Genomic DNA, 20808 nt, shown 5'->3' with positions numbered 1-20808 from the left:
CGGTTGCCGCGTCGGCGACCCAGCGTAGCGTTCGTGATCTTCACGCGGACAGCCGATTCCCCCATCGCGGCCCGGTGCAGGCAAGATGGGTGCGTGACCCTCATCGATCAGCTGCCGCGGACCGCCGACCCCGATGCCCTGTACGAAGCCTTCGAGGCCTGGGCCGGGGAACGCGGTCTCACGCTCTACCCCCACCAGGAGGAGGCGCTGATCGAGGTGGTCTCCGGCGCGAACGTGATCGTGTCGACGCCCACCGGCTCCGGCAAGAGCATGATCGCGGCGGGCGCGCACTTCGCCGCCCTGGCCCGGGACGAGGTCACCTTCTACACGGCACCGATCAAGGCGCTGGTGTCCGAGAAGTTCTTCGAGCTGTGCAAGATCTTCGGCACCGAGAACGTGGGCATGCTGACCGGCGACGCCTCGGTGAACTCCGACGCCCCCGTCATCTGCTGCACGGCCGAGGTCCTGGCCTCCATCGCGTTGCGTGACGGCAAGCACGCGGACATCGGCCAGGTCGTCATGGACGAGTTCCATTTCTACGCGGAGCCGGACCGCGGCTGGGCCTGGCAGATTCCTCTGCTGGAACTGCCGCAGGCCCAGTTCGTCCTGATGTCGGCGACGCTCGGTGACGTCTCCTTCTTCGAGAAGGACCTCGCGCGCCGTACCGGCCGTCCCACCGCGGTGGTCCGCTCGGCCACCCGTCCGGTGCCGCTCTCCTACGAGTTCCGCTACACCCCGCTCACCGAGACGCTCACCGATCTGCTGGCGGCACGGCAGGCTCCGGTGTACATCGTGCACTTCACCCAGGCGCAGGCCGTGGAGCGTGCGCAGGCGCTGATGAGCATCAACATGTGCACGCGTGAGGAGAAGGAGCGGATCGCCGACCTCATCGGCAACTTCCGCTTCACCACGAAGTTCGGCCGCAATCTCTCCCGCTACGTGCGGCACGGCATCGGGGTCCACCACGCCGGCATGCTGCCCAAGTACCGGCGGCTGGTGGAGAAGTTGGCGCAGGCCGGTCTGCTGAAGGTGATCTGCGGAACGGACACGCTGGGCGTGGGCGTCAACGTCCCGATCCGCACCGTGCTGTTCACGGCGCTGACCAAGTACGACGGCACCCGGGTCCGGACGCTGAGGGCCCGGGAGTTCCACCAGATCGCCGGGCGGGCCGGGCGGGCCGGGTTCGACACGGAGGGGTTCGTGGTCGCCCAGGCGCCCGAGCACGTCGTCGAGAACGAGAAGGCACTCGCCAAGGCCGGTGACGACCCGAAGAAGCGGCGGAAGGTCGTCCGGAAGAAGGCTCCGGAGGGGTTCGTCGCCTGGTCGGAGAGCACGTTCGACAAGCTCATCGGCTCGGAGCCGGAGCCGCTGACGTCCCGCTTCCGGGTCACCCACACCATGCTGCTGTCGGTGATCGCCCGCCCGGGCGACGCCTTCTCCGCGATGCGGCACCTGCTGGAGGACAACCACGAACCGCGCAGGCAGCAGCTCAGGCACATCCGACGGGCCATCGCGATCTATCGTTCGCTGCTGGACGGCGGCATCGTGGAGAAGCTCGACAAGCCGGACGCGGAGGGGCGCGTCGTACGTCTCACGGTGGATCTCCAGCAGGACTTCGCACTGAACCAGCCGCTGTCCACCTTCGCCCTGGCCGCCTTCGAACTGCTGGACCCGGAGTCGCCGTCGTACGCGCTGGACATGGTGTCGGTCGTGGAGTCCACGCTGGACGACCCGCGGCAGATCCTCGCCGCCCAGCAGAACAAGGCGCGCGGTGAAGCCGTGGCCGCGATGAAGGCGGACGGCGTCGAGTACGAGGAGCGCATGGAGCGCCTCCAGGACGTCACGTACCCGAAGCCCTTGGAGGAGCTGCTCTTCCACGCCTACGACACCTACCGACGGAGTCACCCGTGGGTCGGTGACCACCCGTTGTCCCCGAAGTCGGTCATCCGGGACATGTACGAGAGGGCGCTGACCTTCACGGAGCTGGTCTCCCACTACGAACTGGCCCGCACCGAGGGCATCGTGCTGCGCTACCTGGCGAGCGCCTACAAGGCCCTCGACCACACCGTGCCGGACGATCTGAAGTCCGAGGACCTCCAGGACCTGATCGAGTGGCTCGGCGAGATGGTGCGCCAGGTCGACTCCAGTCTCCTCGACGAGTGGGAACAGCTCGCCAACCCGGCGGAGATGACCGCCGAGGAGGCTCAGGAGAAGGCCGATCAGGTACGGCCGGTCACCGCCAACGCGCGCGCCTTCCGTGTGCTGGTCCGCAACGCCATGTTCCGCCGTGTCGAGCTCGCCGCCCTCGACCAGGTCGGCGAGTTGGGCGAGATGGACGCCGACGCGGGCTGGGACGCCGACGCGTGGGGCGAGGCCATGGACAAGTACTGGGACGAGTACGACGACCTCGGCACCGGCCCGGACGCCCGCGGTCCGAAGCTGCTGATCATCGAGGAAGAGCCGCAGGACGGACTGTGGCGGGTGCGGCAGATCTTCGACGACCCGAACGACGACCACGACTGGGGCATCAGTGCGGAGGTCGATCTCACCGCCTCCGACGCGGAGGGCCGTGCGGTCGTCCGTGTCACCGATGTCGGCCAGCTGTGAGCACAGGAGAGCCCCACTCATGAAGAATCCTGCCGAGAGCCTCGTCGCGCTGCTCGACCTGGAGCAGATCGAGGTCAACATCTTCCGTGGCCGCAGCCCGGAGGAGTCGCTGCAGCGGGTCTTCGGCGGCCAGGTGGCCGGCCAGGCACTGGTCGCCGCGGGCCGCACCACCGACGGCGACCGCCCGGTGCACTCGCTGCACGCGTACTTCCTGCGTCCCGGACGTCCCGGGGTGCCGATCGTGTACCAGGTCGAACGGGACCGGGACGGACGCTCGTTCACCACCCGCCGGGTCACCGCCGTGCAGCAGGGCCGCACGATCTTCACGCTCACCGCCTCCTTTCACAAGCCTGAGCAGGGGAGTTTCGAGCACCAGTTGCCGCCGGCCCGGAAGGTCCCCGATCCGGAGTCCCTGCCGACGGTCGCCGACGAGGTGCGGGAGCACCTCGGTGCGCTGCCGGAGCAGTTTGAGCGGATGGCCCGCCGCCAGCCCTTCGACATCCGCTATGTCGACCGGCTGCGCTGGAACGCCGAGGAGGTCGAGGGCGCCGAGCCCCGCAGCGCGGTGTGGATGCGGGCGGTCGGGCCGCTCGGCGACGACCCGCTCGTGCACACCTGCGCCCTGACCTACGCCAGCGACATGACGCTCCTGGACGCCGTGCGCATCCCCGTGGAGCCGTTGTGGGGGCCCCGGGGGTTCGACATGGCGTCCTTGGACCACGCCATGTGGTTCCACCGGCCGTTCCGGGCCGACGAGTGGTTCCTGTACGACCAGGAGTCGCCGATCGCGACCGGCGGGCGTGGGCTGGCCCGTGGGCGGATCTACGACAAGGAGGGTCGCATGCTGGTGTCCGTGGTGCAGGAAGGGCTTTTCCGGGCCCTGTAGGTCAGGAGTCTCCGCGCCGGAGCCGGCCGAACAGGCCGCTCAGCCATCGGGGGCGCTCCTTCTCGGGCGGACTGAGGTCCTCCGCCCCGGGCCGCACGGGTTCCATCGCCCCACGCGGCGCCGATTCCGGATCCGGCAGGGCCGGCCCGGCGCGCGGTGCCGGGCGGGGGGCCGGGCGATGACCGCGGGCCGTCTCCACCGCGGCCGCCAGGTCCGAGCGGAGCCAGTCGATCTCGTCCGGGTCGGTGGCCGTGGCGATCTCATCGGCGAGCTGCGCCGCCGGGGACCCCGGCGAGCCGTGCAAGGCGAGTTCCGGGCGGAACCGGCGCAGATGGGAGCGCTCGTAGGGGTCCGTGACGACGTCCGAGATCTCGGCGGGGTCGAGCAGCGACGCCACTGCCGCGGCCCGGGCCCAAGGATCGTCCGCCTGCCGGAGCAGGAATCCCAGGTGCCTGCCCCGCCAATTGCGAGGACGCAGGTCGAGCCCCTCTCCCAACTGGTCCCGCAGGCCTTCGGGTGTGCGGCCCTTCAGGAGTGCGGAGTTGCGCTCGTCGGTCCTGAACTGCCGCAGCTCCTCGGCCAGATACAGCCAGACGACGGCGCGGTACCTGTTGACGTAGAACTTCACGGGCACCAGCAGTCCCAGCCTGGCCAGCCGGGTGAACCGCGCTGTGGTCACGTCCATGAGGGCGGCGCCCTCCGTGGTCCCGACGGTCCGGACACCGGTCCGGAGCGCCTCGGGGAAACCGTCCGCCGTCCGGATGCGGTCGATCTCGTCGCGGGGGACGCGCGGCCCGCCTCCTGCGTCGTCGGGTACCGTGCGGACCCGGCCGAGCTGCACGGCGAGCTCGAACTCGCTCCGCCTGAGGCCCAGTTCCCGAGCCGCGCGATGGCGTGTGACCGAGGCGTCCCGAGTGGTGCCGATCCGCTCGCCGACCGCGGTGACCTTGTGCGTAATGGTGTTGCCGGACATCGTTCGTCTCCCCCGTGGAGTGTGTGGCCGGCGCCGTCCGCGCCCGCCGACACAAAAACCGTAGCCGCTGCCACGACATCCGCGGCGAGCCTGTGGAAAACTCTGCGGCCGACCGACGAGGGACCCCGAAAGCGCAGGTCAGAGCTCCGTGGGCGATATCCGTCCCGGCTGCCGTGCATCGACGTCGAGGTGCTCACCCACCCGGTTGACGAGCAGTGTCATCTCGTACGCGATCTGCCCGATGTCCGCCTCCGCACCGCTGAGCACGCACAGGCAACTGCCCGCACCCGCGGCGGTGACGAACAGCACGGCTTCGTCGAACTCGACCATCGTCTGCCGTACCTGGCCGGCGCCGAAGTGACGGCCCGATCCCTTGGCCAGGCTGTGCAGTCCGGACGAGACGGCGGCGAGGTGCTCGGCGTCCTCGCGTCGCAGGCCCGTACTCGCCCCGGTCACCAGTCCGTCGTTGGACAGGACCAACGCGTGCCGTACGTGTTCGACGCGCGCGGTCAGGTCGTCGAGCAACCAGCCGAGCCTTTGGTTCTGCACCATGATCCGGTCTCCCCGTGTCTCCCCGTACGAGTTGCCTCCCCCTGGCCGGGGGACCCGTCCGCCAGCCTTCACCACGCCGGTGCTCCGGGCAAGGAGGATGGGGGCATGGCACAGAAGATGACCGACGAGGAATGGCGGGCGTTCGTCTCCGACGGCACCCGCACCGGAAAGCTCTCGACCGTTCGGGCCGACGGCAGCCCGCATGTGGCACCCATCTGGTTCCTGCTGGACGGGAACGACCTGGTGTTCAACACCGGGAAGGACACCGTGAAGGGGCGCAATCTGATCCGGGACGGCCGCGTCGCGCTGTGCGTGGACGACGACCGGCCGCCCTTCGACTTCGTCGTGCTGCAGGGGCGTGCACGGGTCTCGGAGGACCTCGACGATCTGCGGCACTGGGCCGCCCGCATCGCCGCCCGTTACATGGGTGAGGAACGCGCCGAGGAGTTCGGGGCGCGCAACGGCGTCCCCGGCGAACTCCTCGTCCGTGTCACCGTGGACAAGGTCCTCGCCCAGAAGTCGGTGGCGGACTGAGGACCGTCCCGTCGGTGGGCGCCGCTCCGGTCAGCGGACGGAGTCGAGGAGCCGGGCGGTGTGGATCCGCCCGGCGTACTCGACGAGCCGGACCAGCACGTCCTTGCCCGAGTCGCGATCCCGGGCGTCGCACAGCACCACGGGCGTTCCCTGGTCGAGATCGAGGGCGCGCAGGACGCTGTGCTCGTCGTGGCGGCGTGCTCCCGTGAAGCAGTTCACGGCCACCACGAACGGGATGTGCCGGTGTTCGAAATAGTCCACTGCGGGAAAGCAGTCCGCCAGGCGCCGGGTGTCCGCGAGGACCACGGCGCCGAGCGCGCCCTGCGCCAGCTCGTCCCAGAGGAACCAGAACCGGTCCTGCCCCGGCGTACCGAAGAGGTAGAGGGAGAGACCGGAACGGATGGTGATGCGGCCGAAGTCCATGGCCACGGTCGTGGTCACCTTGCGGTCGACACCGTCGGTGTCGTCCACCAGCCGTCCGGCCTCGCTGAGCAGTTCCTCCGTGCGCAGCGGCCTGATCTCGCTGACCGCGCCCACCAAGGTGGTCTTGCCCACGCCGAACCCTCCGGCGACCAGGATCTTCAACGCCAGCGCGGTCGTGTCGCCGCCCGTGGCGTCGGAGCGTTCGGAGCGTTCGGAGACCATCGATCACTTCTCTCGGTGCGGGTGGCGGGGCACGGGGGTGCCGGTCATGGTCTTTCGGGCTTTCCTACAGTGCGCGCAGTCCGTCGATCACTTCGCGCAGGATCCGTTCGTCGGGCAAGTGCGCCGGCGGCACGGGGCGGCTGACGGTCACGCGTCCCAGTTCCACCAGGTCGCCGAGGAGCACCCGCACGACGCCCACGGGCAGATCGGCGTCGGCGGCGAGTTCGGCGACCGACTGGGTCTCCGTACGGCACAGATCGATCAGCGTGCGGTGTTCGGGTCCGAGCACGGTGTCGTCCATGTCCGGTGCCCCGGCTGCGCGCGTGACGAGGGCGATGAGGTCGAACCGCACTCCCGTGGGGCCGGGCTGGGTGCGGCCACCGGTCATCGCGTAGGGGCGGACGAGGGGTCCGGCCTCGTTGTCGTACCACTGGCTGCCCGGTCCTTCCCGGCCGCCGCCCGTGATGTCGTCAGTCATCCTTGGGCCCCTTCCGGGTCATGCGCCGAAGGGTGTTCGCGCGGCGGCACGTGGCGCGGTGTGCAGGTGCTCGCCGACACGTCTCACCAGCCGTGCCATCTCGTAGGCCACGAGACCGATGTCCGCACTCACGGCGGTGAGGACGGCGAGGCAGGAGCCGTCTCCCGCCGCGGCCACGAACAGGAAACCGTCGTCCATCTCGACCATCGTCCGGTGCACGCCCCCGGCGCCGAAGTGCCGGCCCGCTCCCTTGGCCAGGCTGTGGAAGCCGGAGGCGACGGCCGCGAGGTGCTCGGCGTCCTCACGGCCCAGGTCGTGCGACGCGCCCACGGCGAGGCCGTCGTTCGACAGCACCACGGCGTGCCGCACCTCGTGGACGCGGCCGACAAGGTCGTCCAGGAGCCAGTCGAGTTCACGGGACCGCCGGGCGGTTCCCGTACCGGGATTCTCGATCATGAGGGGTCTCCTTCGGTACGGTCGCCGGGCGGCGGCCGTGACGGTGGCGGGCGACCGGGATCGCGGCCACCGCCGCGCGACCAGCCGTGGCGGTAAGCGGCCATGCGGTTCCGCACGGCCTCGGGGGTGCGTTCCGCGTCCCCCCGCACCCGGCTGGGCCCCGGCGGCCCCGCGGGGCTCCCGTCGCGCAGTTGAGGGGCGAGACTGGCCTGCCGTATCCGGCGGGGAAGGTCGTCGGACTCCTCCGACGGCTGCGCCGGGCGCGAATCGTCGCCCTTCACGGAGGCCCTGGGGCCGTCGGGAACGTCGGAGGATCGGTGCAGTCGCAGGGCGGGCGCTCCCGGAGACCGGCCGGACGGGTTGGTGGGCGTGCCCGTCGCCGCGGCGGATGCCAGTGCCGGCCGGTCGACCGGTGCGGCTACGGGATCCTGCTGCCCGGCTGAATCGGGCACGCGTGCGTACAGGTACTCCTCGGGCCGGGCCGCCTCGTGTGCCGCCGTGGGAGGGGTTGCCGCCGGGTCGTCGTGCAGGAGTGCGGTGGGGAGCAGGACGACCGCGGTGGTGCCCCCGTAGGGGGAGGTCTTCAGGTGCACCCTGATGTCCTGCCGCGCGGCGAGTCGGCTGACGACGAACAGGCCGAGCCGGTCACTGTCGAACAGGTCGAGCGTCTCGGACCGGGTGATGCGGTGGTTGGCCTCGGCGAGGGCGTCCTCGCCCATGCCGAGGCCGCGGTCCTCGACCTCGATCGCATAGCCGTTGCCGACGGGTTCGCCGGTGACCCGCACGCGCGTGTGCGGCGGCGAGAACTGGGCGGCGTTCTCGATGATCTCGGCCAGGAGGTGGGTGACGTCCGCGACGGCGGCACCCTGGACCGACGTCTCGGGGAGCTGCCGTACTTCCACGCGCGCGTAGTCCTCGACTTCGGAGACGGCTGCTCGGACCACGTCGGTCAGGGAGACCGGCATCCGCCAGGCGCGGCCGGGCGCCGCGCCGGAGAGGATGATCAGACTTTCGGCGTGGCGCCGCATGCGGGTGGTGAGGTGGTCGAGCCGGAACAGGTCGCCGAGTTCGTCCGGGTCGTCGGAACGGCGTTCCATGCTGTCCAGGAGGCTCAGTTGACGGTGGACGAGGATCTGACTGCGGCGGGCGAGATTGACGAAGACCCTGGCGATACCGCCGGCGAGTTCGGCACGTTCCACCGCGGCGCGCAGGGCGGCCCGGTGCACGCTGGCCAGGGCCTCGGGGACCTGACCCGCCTCGTCCTCCGCAGGGGGCCGGGGTGGAGCCTCGGAGCGGATGTCTATCTCGTCCCCGGCGCGCAGTCGGCGCATCGCCTCGGGGAGTTTGTGCCGGGCGATCTCCAGTGCGCTGTCGCGCAGGCTCACCAGTTCCACCACCAGGGCGCGGCCGATGCGGACGGAGATGACGAGTGACGCGGCGACGGCGAGGAAGCCGAACAGGACCGCGGCACCGGCCTCGGTGAGCACACCGCGGGTGAACGGGTCGGCCCGGTCGGCGACCGAGCACCCGGCGTCCCGCTCGATCGCCCGCATGCCGTCCCGTACGCGCGCGTACGCCTCGTCCCAGGCGGACCGGGGTGCCGTCGCCTCGATCGGCCGTCCCCGCGCACCGGCGTCGAGCAGTCGGTCCTCCGTGGCGGCCACGGCCAGGTAGGCGACGGAGTCGGCCAGGACCCGCCAGGCCACCCGTTCGTCGCCGCCCAGATCGGCGACGGCGGACTCGGTCAGCGCCCGGCGTGTGTCGACGGCGCCGGTGAACAGACGGAGCCGCGCACCGGCGAGTCCGTCGGACAGGCGGGCACCGGCCAGCAGGGCGTCCTCCTGGGCCAGGGCCTCGCCCGCGCGGGCGAACTCCACCAGCACGCGCGCGTCGGATGCCGGATCGGCGTCCTGGACACCGCTCAGCGCGCCGCCCACGTGGAAGGCCGTCGAGATGGCCGCCGTATAGCGGCGGTAGGCCTCTTGCCAGTCCGCGCGGTCGTCGAGGACGGCGGTGCGCAGCGGCCCCAGTCGTTCGGCGCCGGTGACGACCGACTGGAGCCGCCGGGCCACTGCGGCGGGCAGTTCCTCGCTGTCGGCCACGGTGTGGTGGTCACCGAGCCGCAGCTTTCCCACCGCGCGGTCGGTGCGCGCAGTCAGTTCCCGGAAGTCGGCTCGCGGCACCGACGACGGATCGGTGGCGTGGCGGACGGCTGCGAGCCGCTCCGCCTGGAGCGCGGCGACGGCGGCGCTCACGGGGACCCGTACGCGGGCGTCCACCCGCTGGACCTGCCGCAGCCGGGAGACGTCCTGGGCGGTGGTGACGGTGGCGTACGCCCACAGGGCCAGGAGGGAGACGACGGGCACCATCAGGAGGCAGACGACCCGGGCGCGGACGGTGCGCGGCTGTACGCGCCCGGGCCACCCGCGCGTGGCGGGCGGACCGGCCGTCTCGCCGACGGGCTCCCTCGGCCCCTCGTCGGCGGGTGGGCCGGCGTGCGCGCGACGTCCGCGCACGGAAGGCTGGGACGGCGTCCCGGCGCCCGCTTCGGGGGTGGGACGTGCGGGGGTGGTACGGGGCGGGCGCATGACTTCCTCGCTCGGGACGGGGTCGGTGCGTTGTCGCCGGGTCCTGCTGCCCGGATCCGCCGTCACGGGGCGGCGCTCCCGGCGGGCTGCTGCCGTGCGGAGGCGGACGCCCCGCCTTCCCCGGCCGTCGGCGACAGCGCGACGAAGGCCGACGTCAGGAACAGGTAGGAACCGAGGCCGACGGCGAGGGGGAAGATGAACTGCATCGCCGTGGCCCCGGGCAACGCCTCGCCGGAGGGCGTGACACGCACGCTCACCGCGAACATGCCGGTGTAGTGCATGCTGCTCACCGCCGCCCCCATGATCAGCGAGGCCAGGGTGACCGCGAGGGGCGACTCGGTGTTGAGCGCCGCCCACAGGGCAGCGGTGGCGGCAGCGACGGCGATGAGCACGGAGAGCCCCACGCGTACCGGGTCGTAGCTCACCTCGCCGTGCAGGCGTACGGCCGCCATGCCGAGGTAGTGCATGCTGGCGACACCGAACCCCGTGGTGAGTCCGCCGAGCAGAAGTGCCCGCACCCGGTTGCGGCCGTAGCCGACGGCGAAGACGCCGGCGCAGACGACGAGTACGGCGACGAGCAGACTGACGAGGGTGAGCGGTACGTCGTACCGGATGTCGGTGCCGCTGACCCTGAAGCCGAGCATGGCGACGAAGTGCATCGTCCAGATGCCGGTGCCGATCGCCGAGGCCGCGGTCAGCAGCCAGTTGCGGCGCGTGCGTCCGGTGGCGGCCAGGGCGCGGACGGTGCAGCGCAGTCCGAGGGCTGCGCCGGTACAGGCCATCGCGTACGACAGCGCGGGTGTCAGCCAGCCCAGGGCGGCGTGGTCCAGGTGTCCCATGGCCCCGGGACGCTAGCCCCGAACCGGGCGCACAACGGGTGCGCATTTCGAAAGGTGTTGCTATCTGACCCAGAGGGATGCTGGAACGACCGCATTATGTTCGAACATGTGCGCTGCGGCGTCTTCTGTGCTCTTGGGGAATGATGCGAAGCATGAGCGACGACCACACGCACGTGCAGGAGTTCTTCGGCTCCCGGGCCGCCGACTGGGACCGCCGGTTCCCCGACGACGGCCCGGCCTACGCGGCCGCGGTCGCCGAACTGGGGTTGCGCGAAGGTGATCGGGTCCTGGACGCGGGGTGCGGCACCGGCCGGGCTCTGCCCCCCTTGCGTACGGCCGTGGGGCCGACGGGGCTGGTCGTCGGGGCCGATCTGACACCTGCCATGCTCCAGGCCGCCGTACGGGCAGGCCGGGACCGCGAGGGACGCCTGCTGCTGACCGACGTGGCCGCGCTGCCCCTGCGGTCCGGGACGCTCGACGCGGTGTTCGCGGCGGGCCTCGTCGCGCACTTGCCGGATCCCGGCGGGAATCTGCGGGAGTTGGCGCGGGTCGTGCGCCCGGGTGGTGTGCTGGCGCTGTTCCACCCGATCGGCAGGGCGGCGCTCGCGGCCCGGCAGGGACGGCGGCTCACGCCCGACGACCTGCGTGCCGAGCGCAATCTCCGTCGGCTGCTGGCCGGTTCCGGATGGGACCTGACGGCGTACGTCGACGAAGACGCCCGGTTCCTGGCGCTGGCTACTCGCGCGGACTGATCGGTTCCGCCCGGCGACGGCCGCCGCGAACGCGTCGGGGCGGTCGAACATGACGTTGTGCCCGGCTCCCGGCACCGTCGTCACCCGTACGCCCGCGGCCTCCAGCACCTCCCGGCCCTCCAACTCGCCGCTGAGTGCGCCCTGGAGGTACACACGCTCGACCGGAAGCTCTTCGAGGAGGGTACGCGTCAGAGGGTCCGATCCCCGGCACAGCCCGACGGCGGAGCGGTGCAGGGCACGCGGATCCGTCAGCCGCATCGTCGCCGTCCATTGGGGGCCGACGGCCTCCAGCACGCGCGCGTGGCCGCCGTCGACGAAATCGTCCTCCTTGTAGGAGGCGATGAGGCCGCTGCCCGCGGTCGACGGCGGAGCGGCGTCCAGGTCGGCCTCCGTGAGGACCGGACGGGAGACCAGCTTAGGCCTCCGGTGGGCGAGGACGAGGGCGACGGCACGACCCATGCCGTGGGCGACAAGCTCGGCCGCGGGAAGTCCGCCACCTCCCTCACCAAGGAGGGGCGACAAGAGCTGCGCCGACGGCTCGCCGAGCCCGTTCAGCGCGAGATCACCGACGAGAACCGCTGGTTCGCGGTGCTCGCCTTCCTCCGGCACCTGGACGACGCCGCCGCACAGGCGCCGTGCTGCGCCGCCGCCTCGCCTTCCTGGAGGAGCCCGCGAGCTTCTTCGACGACGGCGACCGGCCCCTGGGCGCCGAGGAGGTGGACGATCTCTTCCGGCGTGGCGTCCTGGTCATCGCCAGGGCCACCCCCTGGCCCGAACTCGGCTGGCTGCGGGAGACGATCGCTTCACTCGGCGGCTGACGAGCCGAGGTGGCGGACCGGACAGCCCCGGACGCCTGGAGTCGGACGGGTACCCAGGTCGGCCAGCCGGTAGCCGTTCGGGTAGCCCTTGACCTGGCGGTTCTGACGGGCGTGGTGCGGGGCGCGCCTCGGCGGCAGCAGACGGACCACGCGTCCCCGCAGCCTGACGGCACGGCGCACGACCGCGCGAGTGGCGGGGCGCGGCGGGGTGTAGCCGAAGGTCCGCAGGAGGGGCTCGTCGAGCAGGGCGAGGGTCCCGGTGCGCAGGAGCGGCGCGAATGGGCGCGGATACCAGGAGGCCATGAGGTCGAGCGTGGCGTCGGAGACGCGGCGCGCGCCCTCGTCCCAGGCGAAGTGGGCCTCCTCGTAGGCGTCGAGGCATGCCTCGAACTCCTCGTAGGAGCCGGGGATGTCCCTGATGCCCATGTGCCGTCCCAGCGTGCGGAAGTGGACGGCGGAGGCGACGGTCTCGTGGCGCGACATCCTGCGCCACCCGTAGGCGTCGATCCAGCGTTTGGGGATGACGACGAACGTGCACAGGACGTACCGCATGTCGTCGTTGGTGATGTCGTAGCTGCGGTGCATCCGGTTGATGCGCCGGATGGCGGTGCGGCCCTGCTCGCTGTCGAAGCCGTGCTCGACCACGGCGTCGAGCAGCAGCGCCGTGTCGTCGTACCGCTTCTGGGGCCGCTCGGCGAACTCCGCCGTCTCGTCGAGCAGCCGGCCGATGCTCGGCACGGCGTAGGTGCGGTAGAGCGCCAGTTCCAAGGCGCGTGCGAAGTCCCAGGGGAACTCGTAGGCCGAGGACAGCCGGTAGATCTCCGAAGCGTCCTCGTAGGGATCCATGCGCCGGATCCGTGCCAGCAGTTCGAACCGTCGCACCCTGACCGCCCCCTTCTGCCGCCGAAGCTTCAACTTTACTTTGCAGAGGAGGAGTTGAAGAGTCAGTCAGAGTGATCGCATGGGGAGGGTGGTCCGCTTGTTCCGCAGGATCCGCGAGGCTTGGGACAGATCCCGCACGGCTCGACGCACGGAGCAGGGCAAGGAGGGGAAGGCGGGAGTCGGGTCCCGCTCGCACAACCTCTTCGAGGCCGCGGCCGCCTACGTCTCGGCGTGTGTGGACGACGATCAGGACGGGATCGACGAGGCGGCGGGCCGCGTGTCGCCGGAAGCCCTGTCGTTCGGTGTCAACGAGCTGGCGTGCCGGACCGTGATCGCCCTCGCGCGGGAACGGGACGAGCGCCCGCGGGACGTGACCCGCGCGCTCCTCGGACTGCCCGCGACCTGAGCACCGGCCCCGGGTACCGAGTGGTCGATTCGCCCCCGTCCAACCGGAAAACTGCAGCTCGGGTGCGTCTGGGAGTCGTGACAAGGGCTTCCCGGGCGCACTAGGGTGCCCGCCATTGGACGAACCGATGGGGAGGCTGTGATGGCCGGGACGGACGAGGACGCCGTCGCCGCCGCGGACGATGCGCTCTATGTGCTCACGGCGGTGCTGCTGATGCCGGCGAAGTTTCCGAGTGTGCTGGGCGACGACTACCCGGAGGCGTGCGCCGCGCTCGGTCTCCCACCGCTGGCCGACGGCTACGGCCTGGTGCTCGGCCAGGACGGTGACGGCGCCCGGTGGACCGTCGTCATCGACGACGTCTCACTGGTCGCGGTCGCCGTGGCGTCCTGGGACTGCGGCATGGAGTACGACCTGTCGCCGGACGAGCGGACGGTCGTCACCGCGCTGCCCGGCTGGCCCCTCGCGGTCGCCGTGGCGGCACCCGGTGTGCCCGTGCCGCACGACCCGGGCCCCGAGTCCACCGACCAGCCCGCACTGTGCCCGCCGGACACCACCGTCTGGGGACCGGCGCAGCGCCGTCTGGGGGCCGACGAGATCGCCCTGCAGTGGGCCCAGTGGCGGGAGCAGATCGACGACGCGGAGTTCCCCGCACCGGGCGGCGGCGCCGGTTCGCAGGACGGCGCCACCGGCGACGGTGGGGAAGCCGGCGCGGGCGCCGGGGCGCACGACGACGGGGGTGCGCCCGCCGACGCCGTGGACGGGGCCGTCGCCACGGACGACCGGAGCGGCGCCAGAACCTTCCAGCACGGGGGTGTCCGGCGGGTCCTCGCGGAGGCCAGCGCCTACATCGACACCCCGCCGCCGCTCGGCCGGGTCCGGTCCTCGTTCGCACCGGGAGACGCGCGGACGCTGCGTGCGGACGGCCCCGGCTGGTCGCTGGTCGCCAGGACCGACGACATCGCCTTCGTCCTGCTCGACGAGGAACCCGGTGAGGTGCTGCCGGTGGGGCGGGGACCGGCGCTGCCCGGACTCCTGGAGGCCCTCGACAAGATGGCCGTACGGCCGAGCTGACCCGTCACAGGAAGGGGGCCCGCCGCTCGGGCCGGGGAAGCACGAGTCCCCGACTGTCTTCAACCTCCATGACCCGCTCTTCGCGCATGTGGCTCCAGCCCATGGAGCGCGGAGCGGCGGACCCGCACGATGGGGCAGCCCTCGGCTCCACTTCCCCGTCGCGCTCGGAGGACCTGATGCGTCTGCCCCGTGGTGTCCCGTTCCTGGCCGCCGTCCTGACCGCCGTCACGCTCAGCGCGCCGTCGCCCTCCGCCGCGGCCGTCGACACCGGAGCGCACTGTGCCCGGAAGGAGCGCGTACGAGTGCCGGGCGCGGCTGTGCAGCGCAGCACCTGTCTGCCCGATCTGACGACCACGGGCCTGGCGGGCACCCCGTACACCGACCTCGCGGACCAGGCCGGGCTGACGGCGAGCGGCACCAGGACGCCTTCCGGGGTTCCGGGTATCCAGGTCGACGGGTACTTCCCGGACTCCTCGCGCTTCAACGCCACGCACGGCTGGCGGCACGACGCCCAGTTCGTCATCCGGCTGCCGGACCGATGGAACGGCGGCCTCGTCGTGACGGGAGCGCCGGGCACCCGCAAGCAGTACGCCACCGACAAGGCCATCTCCGACCGCGTGCTGGCGCAGGGGTACGCGTACGCCGCGACCGACAAGGGCAACAGCGGAACGGACTTCTACCTGGACGGCAAGCGACCGGGAGACGCGGTCGCGGAGTGGAACGCACGGACCACCCAGCTCACCCGGGCCGCCCGGCAGGCCGCCGCCCGTCGGTACGGGCACGCCCCGCGGCACACGTACATCGCCGGCATCTCCAACGGCGGCTACCTCACCCGCTGGCAGTTGGAGAACCACCCCGAACTATATGACGGCGGCGTCGACTGGGAGGGGGCGCTGTGGACCGAGGACGGAACCGGACTGCTCACCTCGCTCCCGGCGACGGTGGCCCGGTCACTGGGCACCGCCGGGGACGAGGACCTGTACGCGGTCGGGTTCGCGCGCGGTTCGGAGTTTCTGTGGCCGTATCACGAGAGGGCCTACTGGGGGGTGACGCAGAAGATATACCGTGCCGAGTTCGACCCGGCCTACGACCCGCACTGTCCCGGGCCCACCGCCGGGTCCTCCCCCGAGGAGATCCTGGCGCCGTGCCCGTCCGACGCGACGTACGACTACGCGGCACGCCCTGCCTCCGTCCACCGCGCGGTGGCTCGGGTGGCACTGACCGGACGCATCGGGAAGCCGTTGATCACGCTGCACGGCGATCTGGACACGCTGCTGCCCAAGGCCGCCGACTCCGACGTGTACGCACGGATGATCGACGCGAGCGGGCGCGGCCGACTGCACCGCTACTACACGATCCGGGGCGGAACCCACGTCGATGGGCTGTACGACACGTATCCCGACAGGCTGCGGCCGATCCTGCCCTGTTTCCGGTCCGCGTTCGACGTACTGACCGGATGGGTGGAGCGGGGCACCCCGCCGCCGGCGGATCACACGGTCGGTGAGCCCTCGGACGGAGACGTGCTCGACTCCTGCGCCCTGGCGGAGCAGGCCACATCGCTGGGTTAGCGCCTCAACGGCCTATCTCCCTGCGTGAGACACGGCGCAGCCTGCGCCGCTGCGAGGGATCGAGCGCGAGGTAGGCGGCGGCCGGGACGCCCAGAACTATCAGCAGGGCGGCCCACCAGGGGAGCCAGATCAGCAGGATGAGTCCGGCCGCCACACCCCCCGCTGCGACCTTGGCGTTCTTCGACATGATGTCGCCTCCTTCGCGGCCACAGCCGCTCTCTGTACGGAAAACGGGCCCGCGCTCCCGGCGGTTCCGCCGCGTGACCCTGAGAACACCCTGAGGACCGACCCTTAGGCACCCCCGAGAGCTCGTCGGCGGCCGAGCCCGGAGAGACGCCGGGAGACACCTCCCCCAGTCGGAAGACATCTCCCCACCTGAACAGTGACCAATGCCACAATCCAAGCGCAGCTCATAGCTTCGATGATCACATATACTCGGCCGCCGCATCCGGGCTAGTCAAACTTGAGGAAAACGTCATCGCTGCGCAGAACGCTCTTCCGACCCCCTCCGAGATCTCCGCACTCGTCGACTGCTGCGCCGTCTTCCTGCCCGGCGATCCAGCCCGCACCGGCACCGTCGCCTTCTGGCGGCCCGACGGCGACGCACCCGGCATCGTCCCGGCGGGGAGGGCGGGAAACCTGACCGTCGTACTGCCCGACGACGACGGCGTGGAGGCGGTGAGCGTGCCGGCCGTGCTGCTCCCGGTACGGGCCGCCCTTCCGGTGCTCACACGCGCGCGTGCCCGCGTGGACGGACATCGGGCGTCGGTGTTCTGGGGAGCGGTCGCCGTCGAGGCCCTGCACCTGGTGGCGCGCGGGCTGCTGCTGCCCGGTCTGTCCGCGACCGAGCACGACGCCTGGCGCGTGGGTCCGCTGGACGCGGAGCGGATCGAGCGGGTCCGCCATCTCGCCGCCGCCATGCCGCCCGAGGCGCACGCGGTCCCCCTCGACGACACCGGTCCCCTGCGCCTGCCCGACCCGGAACGCCTGGTGCGCTCCTTCCTGGACGCGGTCGCGGACACACTGCCCCGCTCCCCCGCAGCCGAACTCCTGACGGCCGGGCCCGCCTACGCCGCGCGGGAGCCCCGGTTGTCGCCCGAGCTGCGCGCATGGACCCTGGACGTCGCCGCGGGCCACGACACGGGCGTACGGCTGTCCCTGCGTATCGAGGTGCGGGGGCTGTCGGCCGCGACTCCCCGGGACGCCCGGCCGACGTTCCGGGCGGTGCCCCAGGTGCACAGCGTCAGTGATCCCGCGCTCGTCGCGGACACCGCGGAGGTGTGGGCCGGCACTGCGGGCGCCGCGTTCGGCACGCGCGCGCGGATGGACGCCCTGCTCGCCCTGCGCCGGGCGGCCCGGGCCTGGCCCTCGCTCACGCCCCTGCTGTCGGCGGCCGTACCGGACGCGGTCGAGCTCACCGACGACGAGGTCGCCGAGCTGCTCGGAGCCGGCTCCCGAGCGCTGACCGGCGCCGGCGTCGACGTGCACTGGCCGCGGGAACTGGCCCGCGACCTGACCGAACGCGCCGAGGTGGGACCCCCCGACGGCGATCCGGAGCCGCGTACGACTCCGTCCGGCGCCGGGACGTCGTTCCTGTCCGCCGACGCACTGCTCGCCTTCAGCTGGACGTTCGCCCTCGGCGGCGAGGGCCTCACGCGGGAGGAGCTGGACCTGCTCGCCGAGGCCAACCGCCCCCTCGTGCGCCTGCGCGACCGGTGGGTGCTCGTCGACCCCGACCAGGCCCACCGCGCCCGTGCCCGGCAGGACCGCAAGGTCACGCCGGTCGACGCGCTCGCCGCTGCCCTGACGGGCTCGACGGAGGTCGACGGACACCGTGTGGAGGTACGTCCCACGGGTTGGCTGGCGACCCTGCGCGAGCGCCTCGCCGACCCCGGGGCGCAGAAGGCCGTGGCGCAGCCCGCCGCCCTGGAGGCCACGCTGCGCGACTACCAGCGCCGCGGCCTCGACTGGCTGGTCCACATGACGTCGTTGGGCCTCGGCTGCTGTCTCGCCGACGACATGGGGCTCGGGAAGACCGTCACTCTGATCGCCCTGCATCTGCACCGGCAGTCGGACGCGGACGCCGCCGGTCCCACCCTGGTGGTGTGCCCCACCTCCCTGATGGGCAACTGGCAGCGGGAGGTCGAGCGGTTCGCGCCCGGCACGCCCGTACGCCGCTTCCACGGCACCCGCCGCGACCTCGACGACCTCGCGGACGGCGAGTTCGTGCTGACCACCTACGGCACCATGCGCCTGGACACCGACCGGCTCGCCGCCGTGTCGTGGGGCATGGTCGTGGCGGACGAGGCGCAGCACGTGAAGAACCCGTACTCCGAGACCGCCCGGCGACTGCGCTCCATCGGTGCCCGCGCGCGCGTGGCGCTCACCGGCACCCCTGTGGAGAACAACCTCTCGGAACTGTGGGCCATCCTCGACTGGGCCACACCCGGGCTGCTGGGCCGGCTCGGCAGCTTCCGCCGGCACTACGCCCAGGCCGTCGAGGACGGCCCGGCACTACGCCCAGGCCGTCGAGGACGGACAGGACCCGGCGGCGTCGGAGCGACTGGCCCGGCTCGTCAGGCCCTTCCTGCTGCGGCGCCGCAAGTCGGACCCCGGGATCGCGCCGGAGCTGCCGCCGAAGACCGAGACGGACCACCCCGTGTCGCTGACGGCGGAACAGGCGGGCCTGTACGAGGCGGTGGTGCGCGAGGCGCTCGCGGAGATCGCCGGGGCCGACCACATGGCGCGGCGCGGCCTGATCGTGAAGCTTCTGACGAGCCTCAAGCAGATCTGCAACCACCCGGCGCAGTTCCTCAAGGAGGACCGGCCGAAGATCACCGGTCGCTCCGGGAAGCTGGAGCTGCTGGACGAGCTGCTCGACACGATCCTCGCCGAGGAGGCGAGCGTGCTGGTCTTCACGCAGTACGTGCAGATGGCGCGGCTGATCGAGCAGCACCTGGCCGCGCGCGGCGTGTCGTCGATGTTCCTGCACGGCGGCACGTCCGTCACCGCCCGGGAGTCACTGGTGCGGCGGTTCCAGGACGGAGAGGTCCCGGTCTTCCTGCTGTCGCTGAAGGCGGCGGGCACGGGACTGAACCTCACGCGCGCGGAGCACGTCGTGCACTACGACCGCTGGTGGAACCCGGCCGTCGAGGCACAGGCCACGGACCGTGCGTACCGCATCGGACAGACCCGCCCCGTGCAGGTGCACCGGCTGATCGCGGAGGGAACCATAGAGGACCGCATCGCCGCCCTGCTGAACCGCAAGAGGGAACTCGCCGACGCCGTTCTGGGCTCGGGCGACGCGGCGCTCACGGAACTGACGGACGCGGAACTGGCCGACCTGGTCGAGCTGCGAGGGGGTACGCGATGACTCGGTACGACAACGACGCGGAACGGACGTTCGTCGCGCTGCCACCCGCCCAGGGACGGGGCTTCGCGCAGACCTGGTGGGGCCGCGCCTGGCTGCGGGCTCTGGAGGACGCGGCGATGGACGCTGCGCAGGTGAAGACGGGCCGCAGGCTCGCGCGCGCGGGGGCGGTCGGCGCGGTGTCGGTGCGGCCGGGGCGCATCACCGCGGTCGTCCAGGACCGGGACCGAACGGCACACCGGGCCGACGTCCTGCTGGAGCAGCTCTCCGCCGCCCAGTGGGACCGCTTCGTCGACATGGCGATCGAGCGGTCGGGACATGTCGCGGCGCTGCTGGACCGCGACATGCCGCCGCACCTCGTGGAGGACGCGGCGGCCGCCGGCATCGACCTGCTGCCGGGCATGGGCGACCTGGAACCGGAGTGCGACTGCGGTGCCTGGGACCACTGCGGTCACACCGCGGCGCTCTGCTACCAGGTGGCCAGGCTGCTGGACCAGGATCCCTTCGTCCTGTTGCTGATGCGGGGCCGCGCGGAGAGCGCCGTACTGGATGCCCTCCAGGCACACGGCACCGCGCGCGCGGAGGAGGTCTCTTCCCGGCCGCGGCCGGAGGGTGTGGACGCCGCCGAGGCGTACGCGGCTGGACAGGTGCTGCCTCCGCTGCCCGCCCCGCCCGGCCTCGGGGACGGTCCGGGTGTACCGCCGTCCCTGGACACGGAGACGGCCTCCCCGCCGGGCGTCGACCCGTCCGAGCTGTTCTTCCTGGCCTCCCGGACGGCGGCGGAGGCCCACCGCCTGCTGTCCGAGGCGCTGCGCGCCGGACACGACCGGCGGGCCGTGGCCCCGGAGCCGACCGTGGCGCAGGATGCGGTGCGCCTGGCCGCGGGAGATCCCGGACCGGAGGCGCTGGAGCGCCTCGGTGAGGGTTCGGGGCGCTCGCGGGAGGCGATGGCCGAGGCCGTGCGCGCGTGGCGGCTCGGAGGTGGCGCCGCCCTTTCCGTGCTCGAGGAGGAGTGGACGGTGGAGGGCGACACGCTCGCCCGCGCGCGTGCGGTACTGGATTCTGCCTGGGAGGAGCACGAGCGGCCGACGTTGCAGGCCCGGGCCAACCGGTGGACCGTCGTCGGCGCACCGCATCAGCTACGCCTGGACCGCGAGGGGCGTTGGTGGCCGTACCGCAGGGAGGACGGCCGGTGGCTCCCCGTGGGCGGCGCCGGCCAGGATCCGGCGACGGCCTTGGCCACGGCTGCCCTCGCGTCGGGGGACGAGCCCTGACACCGCGGCCGGCCCTCCGCTGCCTGGCCTGACGTGAGCTGGGCCGGCCTGCCTAGGTACTGCTTCCTTCGCCGTCCCGTCCCGGCGCGCGGGGTTTCGGGCTTGACTG

The 20808-nt window shown here is 72.0% G+C and carries 17 protein-coding genes and 3 pseudogenes; 10 read left to right on the top strand and 10 right to left on the bottom strand.

Annotation, left to right across the window (positions count from 1 at the left end; translation table 11 throughout):
* Positions 1 to 93 precede the first annotated feature (93 nt).
* Positions 94 to 2607 (top strand): DEAD/DEAH box helicase, encoded by a 2514-nt coding sequence (locus IE94_RS0111355; protein ID WP_030181924.1) that lies wholly within the window; start codon positions 94 to 96, stop codon positions 2605 to 2607.
* A gap of 19 nt (positions 2608 to 2626) precedes the next feature.
* Entirely contained in the window at positions 2627 to 3493 is an 867-nt protein-coding gene (locus IE94_RS0111350) for an acyl-CoA thioesterase (RefSeq protein WP_030181922.1), read from the top strand.
* Position 3494: 1 nt separating this feature from the next.
* Here IE94_RS0111350 and IE94_RS0111345 read toward each other — a convergent pair whose 3' ends face one another.
* Together IE94_RS0111345 and IE94_RS0111340 are read right to left on the bottom strand one after the other, a co-directional pair.
* Positions 3495 to 4466 carry a DUF6397 family protein gene (locus tag IE94_RS0111345; protein ID WP_030181919.1) on the bottom strand — a complete coding sequence of 324 codons (972 nt, stop codon included), beginning with the start codon at positions 4464 to 4466 and terminating at the stop codon, positions 3495 to 3497.
* Positions 4467 to 4604: 138 nt separating this feature from the next.
* Positions 4605 to 5018, bottom strand: coding sequence for a roadblock/LC7 domain-containing protein (locus IE94_RS0111340; protein ID WP_030181916.1), 414 nt, complete (start codon positions 5016 to 5018; stop codon positions 4605 to 4607).
* A gap of 105 nt (positions 5019 to 5123) precedes the next feature.
* On the opposite strand from IE94_RS0111340, the gene IE94_RS0111335 reads away from it, so the two are divergent.
* On the top strand, positions 5124 to 5552 hold the full coding sequence (locus IE94_RS0111335; RefSeq protein ID WP_030181915.1) for a PPOX class F420-dependent oxidoreductase: 429 nt from the start codon (positions 5124 to 5126) through the stop codon (positions 5550 to 5552).
* Positions 5553 to 5582: 30 nt separating this feature from the next.
* On the opposite strand, the gene IE94_RS0111330 is transcribed toward IE94_RS0111335, so the two are convergent.
* From IE94_RS0111330 to IE94_RS0111310, 5 genes are all read right to left on the bottom strand, one after another.
* Entirely contained in the window at positions 5583 to 6197 is a 615-nt protein-coding gene (locus IE94_RS0111330) for a GTP-binding protein (RefSeq protein ID WP_030181913.1), read from the bottom strand.
* A 64-nt stretch (positions 6198 to 6261) separates the two neighbouring features.
* Positions 6262 to 6675 carry a DUF742 domain-containing protein gene (locus IE94_RS0111325; RefSeq protein WP_030181911.1) on the bottom strand — a complete coding sequence of 138 codons (414 nt, stop codon included), beginning with the start codon at positions 6673 to 6675 and terminating at the stop codon, positions 6262 to 6264.
* Positions 6676 to 6693: 18 nt separating this feature from the next.
* Positions 6694 to 7131, bottom strand: coding sequence for a roadblock/LC7 domain-containing protein (locus IE94_RS0111320; protein WP_030181909.1), 438 nt, complete (start codon positions 7129 to 7131; stop codon positions 6694 to 6696).
* Complete coding sequence (locus tag IE94_RS0111315) at positions 7128 to 9719, bottom strand: nitrate- and nitrite sensing domain-containing protein (RefSeq protein WP_030181906.1); 2592 nt, start codon at positions 9717 to 9719, stop codon at positions 7128 to 7130. The genes IE94_RS0111320 and IE94_RS0111315 overlap by 4 nt, the downstream gene beginning before the upstream one ends.
* A gap of 62 nt (positions 9720 to 9781) precedes the next feature.
* On the bottom strand, positions 9782 to 10558 hold the full coding sequence (locus IE94_RS0111310) for an MHYT domain-containing protein (RefSeq protein WP_030181903.1): 777 nt from the start codon (positions 10556 to 10558) through the stop codon (positions 9782 to 9784).
* Between the two features lie 152 nt (positions 10559 to 10710).
* Between IE94_RS0111310 and IE94_RS0111305 the strand changes: the two genes are divergently transcribed.
* Positions 10711 to 11310 carry a class I SAM-dependent methyltransferase gene (locus IE94_RS0111305; protein WP_030181902.1) on the top strand — a complete coding sequence of 200 codons (600 nt, stop codon included), beginning with the start codon at positions 10711 to 10713 and terminating at the stop codon, positions 11308 to 11310.
* 9 nt (positions 11311 to 11319) lie between these two features.
* Here IE94_RS0111305 and IE94_RS40980 read toward each other — a convergent pair.
* Positions 11320 to 11799: pseudogene (locus tag IE94_RS40980) on the bottom strand (alpha/beta fold hydrolase); the annotation flags it as partial.
* 9 nt (positions 11800 to 11808) lie between these two features.
* On the opposite strand from IE94_RS40980, the pseudogene IE94_RS35395 reads away from it, so the two are divergent.
* Positions 11809 to 12128, top strand: a pseudogene (locus tag IE94_RS35395) (PadR family transcriptional regulator); the annotation flags it as partial.
* Here the strand turns inward: IE94_RS35395 and IE94_RS0111295 are convergent.
* Complete coding sequence (locus IE94_RS0111295) at positions 12114 to 13010, bottom strand: oxygenase MpaB family protein (protein WP_030181901.1); 897 nt, start codon at positions 13008 to 13010, stop codon at positions 12114 to 12116. The pseudogene IE94_RS35395 and the gene IE94_RS0111295 overlap by 15 nt on opposite strands.
* A gap of 79 nt (positions 13011 to 13089) precedes the next feature.
* Here IE94_RS0111295 and IE94_RS0111290 point away from each other — a divergent pair, with 79 nt between their 5' ends.
* The 3 genes from IE94_RS0111290 to IE94_RS0111280 all read left to right on the top strand — a co-directional run bounded on the left by IE94_RS0111290 (position 13090) and on the right by IE94_RS0111280 (position 16055).
* Positions 13090 to 13416, top strand: coding sequence for a hypothetical protein (locus tag IE94_RS0111290; protein WP_037922343.1), 327 nt, complete (start codon positions 13090 to 13092; stop codon positions 13414 to 13416).
* A 141-nt stretch (positions 13417 to 13557) separates the two neighbouring features.
* Complete coding sequence (locus IE94_RS0111285; protein WP_030181896.1) at positions 13558 to 14487, top strand: hypothetical protein; 930 nt, start codon at positions 13558 to 13560, stop codon at positions 14485 to 14487.
* Between the two features lie 176 nt (positions 14488 to 14663).
* The gene (locus IE94_RS0111280; protein WP_030181893.1) at positions 14664 to 16055 is read left to right on the top strand and encodes a tannase/feruloyl esterase family alpha/beta hydrolase; all 1392 of its coding nucleotides are present in this window, start codon (positions 14664 to 14666) and stop codon (positions 16053 to 16055) included.
* Between the two features lie 4 nt (positions 16056 to 16059).
* Here the strand turns inward: IE94_RS0111280 and IE94_RS0111275 are convergent, their stop codons facing one another.
* Positions 16060 to 16242: a hypothetical protein gene (locus IE94_RS0111275; protein WP_007447051.1), complete on the bottom strand. Its 183-nt coding sequence runs from the start codon at positions 16240 to 16242 to the stop codon at positions 16060 to 16062.
* Positions 16243 to 16532: 290 nt separating this feature from the next.
* On the opposite strand from IE94_RS0111275, the pseudogene IE94_RS35390 reads away from it, so the two are divergent.
* Positions 16533 to 19428 (top strand): annotated as a pseudogene (locus tag IE94_RS35390) (DEAD/DEAH box helicase).
* The gene (locus IE94_RS0111265; RefSeq protein ID WP_030181889.1) at positions 19425 to 20699 is read left to right on the top strand and encodes an SWF or SNF family helicase; all 1275 of its coding nucleotides are present in this window, start codon (positions 19425 to 19427) and stop codon (positions 20697 to 20699) included. Before IE94_RS35390 ends, IE94_RS0111265 begins: the two are co-directional and overlap by 4 nt.
* Positions 20700 to 20808 lie beyond the last annotated feature (109 nt).

This window comes from Streptomyces violaceorubidus, from assembly GCF_000717995.1.
Classification (GTDB): Bacteria; Actinomycetota; Actinomycetes; order Streptomycetales; family Streptomycetaceae; genus Streptomyces; species Streptomyces violaceorubidus.
The sequence above is the reverse complement of the archived record's forward strand: the minus strand, read 5'-3'. Positions and strand labels throughout refer to the sequence as shown.